The organism is uncultured Fibrobacter sp., assembly GCF_947166265.1.
Classification (GTDB): domain Bacteria; phylum Fibrobacterota; class Fibrobacteria; order Fibrobacterales; family Fibrobacteraceae; genus Fibrobacter.
Genome location: NZ_CAMVDO010000061.1, coordinates 1 through 8,450 on the forward strand (window position 1 = coordinate 1; position 8,450 = coordinate 8,450).

The following is an 8,450-nucleotide window of genomic DNA, read 5'->3' on the forward strand; positions in this document are numbered from 1 at the left end:
AGGTCAGAGAAGGAGGCCGCCATGAAGTCCATAGCTTCTGCGCGCAAGTCTGCAGGGTATTTACCCTTGTCGGCACCGATGATATATTCGTAGTACTTGATTGCTGCGGTTTCGTATTCAGCAATGTTGTAGTAAGATTCTGCCAAGTGGTACATGGCAAGGGCAGCTTCCTTACCCGTAAGGGTTTCGAAGCCGGTCACCTTCTTGTACGCCTTGATAGCGTCGCGGAACTTACGGTTCATGAAGTGGTATTCCGCAATACGGAGCCAAGCCTTCGGCACGAGACCGTTGTCCGGGAAGTTTTCGACGAGGCGCATACGGAGCTTGTAGGCCTTTTCGTCTTCGCCACTGGCTTCCTGCACGGCGGCAGCCTGGTAAATCACCGTCGGAGTCTTGTCTTCCTTCGGATACTTGTCGATGTATTCGAGGAAGTAACCCAAGGACTTCTGGTGGTCAGCCTTCGGGAGCTGATCGATGTTTGCGCACTTGGCCGGCTTGTTGTCGCGGTCGGCGCACCATGCTACATCTTCTTCGTACTGAGCGTTCTTGTCGAGGAAGTGCTTTTCTTCGAGCTGGAACTGGTAGTGACCCAACTGCTGGAGAGCAGAGGCGCAACGCTTGTTCTGCTTACCCTTACAGTTATTGACCTGCTTTTCCCACTGACGGATGGCATCTTCCATGCCCTTTTCGTCGAGGCCACCGGAACGGCAAGCCTGTTCAGCCTGGTTCTTCAGCACCTTATAGGAACTTGCGCACTGGGTCTTTTCGGGACCCTTCGGCATGGCCTTGCACTTCGCGGCCAGCTTCTTAGCCTCATTAACTTTGTCTTTACAAGGATCTGACGCTGCAAAGGACGAGCCTACAAGCGAGCAGACGATTGCACCAACAAGCAAAAATTTTTTCATTTTTCTCTTTCCACCTATAAAAGATAAAAAAGGGGAAGACCTGGTTTCAAAAGCCAGGTCTATCTTTATTCATAGTTTATTCCAAATCACCTAAGTCGTCTTCGAGGCTCTCAAGTTCCTGTGCGGCTTCGGAGTTAGCAGCGCCCTGACCCATCTTGGTCTTGACGGTTGCCAAGGTAAAGCCTGCGTCGTCCAAGATACGCTTACGGTTGGATTCAAAGCGGTCACTCTGGATAGCCTTCTGGGTGAATGCGGCGTAGTCTTCGATAGCTTGGTTAGCCTTGTCGAAGCTCGGCTGCAAGGCTTCGCGCTTGCTCTGCACACGGGGCGTCGGGAGCTGGCGAGCGAGGTCCAAAGCCTTCACCTGCACGGAATCGAATTCGTCCTGCATAGCGTCGTAGGCCTGACGGGCACTGTCGCGAGCGGCAACGGTCACCACCGGCTGTTCGGTGCGCTTTTCAGCCTGTTCCAGAGACTTCACAGCGTTGTTGTAGTCCTTCTTGATGAAGAAGCAGTAACCCTGAACGAGGTAGGCTTCGGACACGAGGAAGGATTCAGGCATATTCTTGATGATCCACTGAGCGGGCTTGATAGCTTCGTCCGGCTTGTTCACCTTGAGGAAGGACCAAGCGATACCGAGCATGGCTTCGTCGTAGACCGGAGAACCGGGCTGCACCTGGCCATACATCTGGGCGGCAGCCGGAATGTCGGCCTTTTCGCCAGAGAAGAACAAGTGACCGAGCTTCACCTTAGCGGCATCCTGCAAGTCACGTTCGGACTGGTTGGAAACCGGCTGTTCGGTAATGTCGCGGAAGCAGTTTTCAGCTTCGTCGAACTTACCGAGGCGGCTGTAAGCGATACCCATGGTATAGCGGGCGTAGAAGTAGTTGGCATTACCCGGAAGGATAGCGGCGAGCAGGTCGACAGATTCCTGGTAGAGGCCCTGTTCGAACTTGATCTGGCCGGCAACGTAGTCAGCGTCAGCCTTCACGTCGCTTTCACCGAACTTCTGAGCGATGTTCTGGTACTTGGCCATAGCGTCGATGTACTTGCCTTCCTTATAGTCGATGTTCATCAACTGGAAGTGATACTTGGCGCGCTGGTCGCTCTGCGGATAGCGCTTGATAGCGTCTTCGTACACGGACTTTGCAGCCTTGTGCATACGGAGGTTTTCAAAGGACTTTGCCTTATAGAAGGCGGCCTGGTCCACAAGGTGGAATGCCGGGTACTTGGTCTGAACCTTACCGAAGGCATATGCGGCTTCCAAGAACTGACGGTTCAAGTAGAGGCGCATAGCGGCGCGGTAGTCGTTTTCAGGTTCGATCTTCAAGCGACGATAACGTTCTTCACCGATTTTCTCTTCGCGGGTGTCTCCGAAGCGGCTGGTGAGCTTGACGGCCCAGATAAAGCCACGGTTCTTCTTGGCGTAGAGGTCGTCGTGAGACATTTCGAGGTCGAGCTGCAGGTAACGGAAGATGCTCACGTCCTTGACGTTCACCGTAGCGCCAGCAACCGGGTAACCTTCCTTCGTGAAGCGGAGGCGGACACCAAGGTGCGGGGAGAGGTAGTAGGTCAGGGTGAAGCTCATTTCCGGATTCAGGCCTTCGCCACCTTCCTTATCGGAATGGAACACGTCGATGAGGGAAAGTTCAGCCTTCGCCTCGATCAGGCGGTTGAAGCCGCGCCAGAAGAGGGAGAAGTTCAGGTTCGACGGGATGTTGTAAGCCTTGTCGCTTTCGCTGCCGAAGAAACCCGGGGCAACAAAGCCGCCGTTGTCATCGGTGCTTACGCCCGGCTGAGCAAGGTTCTGGAGGGCAACGCCCACCAACAGGTAACCGAACTTAGAAGAGTTCAGCGGGTTCCAGCTGAGGCCTACGTCTGCACCGAGCGAGACCTGCGTCACTTCGTCGAACTGGTTGATGTAGAGCACATCGACGTTAAGGCCGAGAGCGATGCAATGCATGAGCCTGTAGGCATAGCCGAGCTGGAATGCATATTCACCGTAGGACTTGCCACCGTCAATGGATGCACCGTTTTCGAAGAACGAGAAACCGAGAGTGTGCTTGTAATCCATCGGGTAAGTAAGGCTCAGGTATTCCTGGCTTGCTTCACCACTAATGGAACTAAAGAATGCGGCACTGAATTCCAGCTGGTCTGTTTCAGAAATTCCAGCGGGGTTCACATACATGGCAGTATTGCCACCAAATTCTGCAAACCAGTCATTCTGCTGATACTTGTGCGGAGAATAAGTGGCTTCTGCAAACAAGGAAGTGCTGGCTACCGTGAGTCCAAGGACTGCTGTTTTAATAACACTAGTACGCATCACTTACTCCTTTAATTGATATCCGTGCGGATGAACTCGATACGACGGTTCTGAGCGCGGCCTTCCGGGGTCTTATTCGTGGCGACCGGTTGAGAGTCACCCATACCCTTCGTGGTCATGCGGCTTTCGGAAATACCCTTTTCGACAAGGAAGTTCTTCACGGAAGCGGCACGGTCAGCGGAAAGCTGCATGTTCTTTTCTTTCTTACCGACGTTGTCTGTATGACCAACAATTTCGAAAGTAGCTTCCTGGAAGGTTTCCATGATGTCCACCACTTTCATGAGGGAGATGTAGGAATCCTGGGTAATCGTAGCCTTACCGGATTCGAAGTTCACTCCTTCGAGCACAAAGACCTTCTTAGGCGGCTGCGGCACTTCGTCCGGGCAACCATCGTCATCCTTGTAGCTATTCAAAGTTTCCGGCTGTTCGGGGCAGAGGTCAACACCCTTACAGACGTGTGCAAACTGAGCAAGCATACCCTTAGCTTCGACCCACGGATCGCAGAGACCGTCGCGGTCGTTGTCGGCATCCGGGCAGCCATCGTCGTCCTGGTAGCCGTCGAAGTCTTCGGCTTCTTCGGGGCAGTTGTCGAGGCCCGTGCAGACCGACGCATACTTGTCGGAGAGACCTTCTTCGGAAACCCACGGATCGCAAAGGCCGTCGCCATCGGTATCCGGGTTGCGGGTTTCTTCGACCACTTCTTCTTCCTTCACCAGTTCGGTGGCGGTGAGGCCGATGTCAGCCTTGCCCTTACCGCGCTTGAGCATCGGCGAGGTGGACTGGCAGTAGAAGTTCGGCTTCGAAAGGGAGTGGTTGATGAACTTCGGATCAAGGGAAACGTTCGTGCGGTTCACCTTGATGAATTCATTGAACGGGTAGTAGTTCTTGTAGATGTTGTTGTACTCCACCTTCGTCTGGCCGGCAGCAGGGTCGGCGAACACACCGTAGTAGTGGTTTTCCATGAAGATGTTGTTACGGGCAACGACGTTCGTCGGGCCCTTCAGAGCAAGGCCAGAGTAGCCGTTGCGGAGCACGACGTTGTGTTCGATATAGGCATCGAGGGACTTAGCACCCCAAGCGAGGATGCCGGACCAGCGGTTGCCGTAGACCACGTTGTTACGAAGATGAGGGAGAGAAATAAAAGCACCGATACCCGTAGCGTGGTTGTCCAGCACGTAGCAATGGTGAATGTAGGGGGCAGCGTTTTCACAAAGGATACCTTCGATACCGTTCTTCACCGTGAAGTGAGACATTTCGGCGCCCGAAGTACCCATGACGGTCGGACCTCTGCGGCCACCATCGATGATGGTCGTAAGGGGATCCTCGCCCTTAAGTACGACACCCATGATGAGGGTGATGTTTTCGTTATAGGTGCCACGCTTTACCAAGATGGTATCGCCGGCATCCGCATTACCAAGTGCGTCAGCAATCTTTGAGTAATCGCCAGGAACATTGATATTCTTTGCCATGGCGGTTCCAGAAAGAAGCATCGCCCCGGCCGTGATTAAGACCAGTTTCTTTAGGGTCATACTGCTACGTTTCTCCAATCATAGAACACTTTAGATTTAAAACCTATACACCTGCCAAAACGGCAAATGCAAAATTCAAATGGGAATATACCTCTAAAAACGGCTTTAGTCAAACGATTTTCGCAAAAAAAGCCGATTTTTTCAATAAATTTTCGAAAATGACAATTCATCGGGGTATATCAAGTCCGTTCAAGGTCAATCGGCTGATGCCGGTCCGCCCTTTTCCTCTTCTTTTTTAGCCCCCTGGATGGATACGCGGATATCCTGGCAGGTTTTCTTGATGTCCTGCAAAATCTTGCGGGCACGGGTGCCAGCAGACTTGTTGCCGCGTTCGAACTTTTCGTACTCGCGCTTGAAGTTCTCGACTTCCAGTTCAAGATCATTGACAAAACTCATAAGCAAACTCCAAAAAAAGATGCTGTATGGAAAATAATTAAAGTTTTTGCTAAAAATTCGCCATTTTGTAAAAATTCGGCAATATTTATATAATATTACACAAATTTCGGCAATTTTAACAACTTATCCACCTTCAACTAACGCCCAAAGGGAGTCCAGCGCCGCCCAACCAGGCCCACCCACGTTTTCGGAGAAATCGTTCACAAACATCCGGATGTGCGCCTCCATGACATTCGGGTCGTCAATCTGGGCCAATTTTTCGATAAAAGGTGTCACAAGTTGCGGACGGCGGCGGGCAATTTCGAGGCTCTTTCGGATTTCACTTTCGACAGCGGAAATGACGCCATCGTCAAGCGAACGCTTCGCCACCGCAATTCCGAGCGGAATGGGTGTTCCCGTATTTTCTTCCCAGAAGGCGCCCAAGTCCTGAAGCAGATAGAGGCCATCGCGTTTCCAGGTGAAACGGTGTTCGTGAATGACGACTCCCTGAGAAATCTGCTTTTCCCTAAGGGAGCGGTACACCTGGTCGAATAGCGCGAAATCGACGGCAAGAGGCCCATTCTGCGTCTTGGAATGCCAGAAACGGTACAGGAGGGCGGCGGTCGTTTCGGCGCCCGGAAGCGTCACGGGACGCCCCGGATCGAACGCAGACGACTCGGATGACAAAAGTAGAGGGCCGCAGCCGTAACCGATGGCACCGCCACAGGAAAGGCAACGGTAGTTGCGATCCACCTTCGGGTAGACCTGCGCGCTCACCTTCGCGACATCGAGTTCGCCACGGCGCACCATCTCGTTAAGCGTCTGCACATCGGCAAAATGGACGTCCCATTCGAAGGGAGAATTTTCGAGGCCGTGAACAAGCGCCTCGTAGATAAAGGTGTCGTTAGGACAGGTGGAAATTCCGAGGGAAAGGCGCATAAAGGTATGAGGTCGGGCCTATGGCCCTTTGAGGTTTGAGGTGTCAGAACTTAGATGATTTCGGGAAAAACGGCTTGGCGCAACGCTTCGAGAGCCTCGTTGAATTTCCAGGATTCACGGTCACGGGTAGAGGCCATGTTGCATACGGCGCGGATTTCGAAAACGGGCATATTGTGGGCAATGCAGGCCGATATTCCCGCAGCACCTTCCATGTTTTCGATATCGGCATTGAACATCCTGGAGCGCAAAAGGCCCATTTCTTCGGTACCCGTGCAGCAGTTTACCGTAAGGCCCGCTACCGATTTCAGCTTTTGCAGATGTTTGGGCGCCTGCTCAACAGCTGTTGCGCGGACGGAACTCGGAAACGGATAAAAGGAGCAGTCACGATCCTGATACCCCATGTCGCCAACGGATTCGGCATCCACGCGAACGACATCGAGCACCTTGATTCCGCGGCCAGGATATGCGCCGCAAACTCCGAGGATAAACACGGCAGAAATAGGGATTCCGCGCCGCTTGGCATCCCCTAGCAAGAAAGTCAGGTTCGTCGAAAAATTGAGGATGCCGATGCCCAGAATGCAGGCATAGCCGCTGTCATCCGAAAGTTCGATTAATTTATCTGGAGTAAACTCGTCTGCCGTATCGGCATACTCGGGAAAGAAGGAGGCGAACTCCGCCGGAGTCGCAAACGCAAACAAGTGGTCACGACCGGGGAAATTCATCGGTTACTCCAGTTTTTCGACCGCATCGGCCAGGGATGTTTCAAGTTCAGCGACGCGTTCCACCTTGAGGTTGCAGGGGCGGTCCACTTCGCAACGGGCGGTCGCCACGGCAGTCGCCTTGATTAGACACTTTTCAAATTCCATCCCTACACCGTCGGCATAGAGCCAACCGGCAAAGAAGGAATCGCCCGCGCCAATGCGGTTATTGACCTGAATCTGCGGGGGCTGGATCTGCACGCCCTGGAATTTCTTTTCGACCAGGCGGAAAGCCCTGACCGGAGCGTCTTCGTCCGTGACAACAAGCGTCTTTATCGGGAGGCGTTCCAGCACGGCAGTCGCCGTCATCTTCCAGAACTGCGGACTCGAAAGAACAATGGGAAGACCGAGACGCGTGAGCAGCTTGCAGTATTCCTGCATATTGATTTTCAGCAGTTCCACGCCCTTCTCGAGCCAGGTTTCAATCCCTTCGATGGCATCCACGTAAACTTTCTTCCCCGTAAAGTCGAGGTCGTTCAACAGGGAAACATCGAAGCCCTGCGGGAACGTACCGCACAAGGCCACGCTCTGCGTAGAGCTCCAGTAATCGTTTAGCGTCTGGATAAAGTCTTCGTTCTCGAATTCCGTAAGGTCCGGAGACGGTTCAATCAGTTCCGTCGACTCGCCTTCGCTCACGACAGTCGTGCAGATGCGAGTAGGTTCCTTAATCCACACGGGAGCCTGCTGGATTCCATAGGCGGAGATTTCATCGAAGATTCTCGACCCATGCTCCGAGCCCAGGAAATGCATCATCAGAGGCGTTCCGCCCAAAAGACGGAGCACCAGGCCGCAGTTGATTCCCTTGCCGGAACCGTACTCTTCGACCTTCTTGATGCGGTGAACCTCGCCCGGCGTAAACTTGTCCACATAGAACAAGCGCTGCCAAGCGGGATTAAGCCCGAGAATCAGAACTTCCTGCGACATAGGTTTGCCTAGAAATTGACCTTGAAGAACTTGCGCTTGCCCACCTGGACGACCAACTGGTCTGCGCCCTTGATTTCGATCTGGGCCTGCGGATCGGCAAGCTTTTCGCCACCAATCTTCACACCGCCATTCTGGACCATGCGGCGGGCTTCGCCCTTAGATGCAAAGGCCTTAATGTTCACGAGCAGGTCGAGGGCACCGTACGTGCCAGCATCAACGCTACATTCAGCGGCGTCACTCGGAATGGCGTTACCGCTATGGATTTCGCGTTCCTTGGCGGCAGCGGCCTCGGCGGCTTCGGCGCCGTAATACTGCGTCACGATGTCGATGGCGAGGCGATGCTTTGCGTCGTTCGGGTTCATCTTGCCAGCGGCGATATCTGCCATCATCTGCTTGATTTCTGCAAGCGGGATGTTGGTGAGAAGTTCGAACCAGTTTTCGACGATACTGTCGGCGAGGCTATAAATCTTGTGGTACATCACATCGGCAGGTTCATTAAGGCCCACGTAGTTGCCGATGGACTTACTCATCTTGACCTTGCCGTCGGTACCAAGAAGAATCGGCATGAAAAGACCGATCTGCGGTTCCATGCCTTCGAAAAGCTGCAAGTCGCGACCGCGAAGCACGTTGAACTTCTGGTCGGTGCCGCCGAGTTCCACGTCGCTGTTGATGGCGACGGAATCGTAGCCCTGCATCA

Annotated in this window: 7 protein-coding genes and 1 pseudogene; all 8 read right to left on the reverse strand. The window is 53.4% G+C overall.

Annotated features, from left to right (window positions below; genetic code table 11):
* Window positions 1-905: pseudogene (locus tag Q0W37_RS14670) on the reverse strand (tetratricopeptide repeat protein); the annotation flags it as partial.
* Window positions 906-981: 76 nt separating this feature from the next.
* Entirely contained in the window at window positions 982-3,228 is a 2,247-nt protein-coding gene (locus tag Q0W37_RS14675) for a tetratricopeptide repeat protein (RefSeq protein WP_297702293.1), read from the reverse strand.
* Window positions 3,229-3,239: 11 nt separating this feature from the next.
* Window positions 3,240-4,757, reverse strand: a complete 1,518-nt coding sequence (locus tag Q0W37_RS14680; RefSeq protein ID WP_297702294.1) for an OmpA family protein — start codon at window positions 4,755-4,757, stop codon at window positions 3,240-3,242.
* A gap of 195 nt (window positions 4,758-4,952) precedes the next feature.
* Window positions 4,953-5,153: a hypothetical protein gene (locus tag Q0W37_RS14685; protein ID WP_297702295.1), complete on the reverse strand. Its 201-nt coding sequence runs from the start codon at window positions 5,151-5,153 to the stop codon at window positions 4,953-4,955.
* Window positions 5,154-5,276: 123 nt separating this feature from the next.
* Complete coding sequence (locus tag Q0W37_RS14690) at window positions 5,277-6,071, reverse strand: 1,4-dihydroxy-6-naphthoate synthase (protein WP_297702296.1); 795 nt, start codon at window positions 6,069-6,071, stop codon at window positions 5,277-5,279.
* Between the two features lie 50 nt (window positions 6,072-6,121).
* Window positions 6,122-6,793 (reverse strand): futalosine hydrolase, encoded by a 672-nt coding sequence (locus Q0W37_RS14695; RefSeq protein WP_297702297.1) that lies wholly within the window; start codon window positions 6,791-6,793, stop codon window positions 6,122-6,124.
* A 3-nt stretch (window positions 6,794-6,796) separates the two neighbouring features.
* A complete protein-coding gene (locus Q0W37_RS14700; RefSeq protein WP_297702298.1) occupies window positions 6,797-7,753 on the reverse strand; it encodes a 1-phosphofructokinase family hexose kinase in 957 nt (318 codons plus the stop codon).
* Between the two features lie 8 nt (window positions 7,754-7,761).
* Window positions 7,762-8,450: tyrosine--tRNA ligase (gene tyrS / locus Q0W37_RS14705; RefSeq protein WP_297702299.1), on the reverse strand; the 689-nt coding region annotated here is incomplete at its 5' end.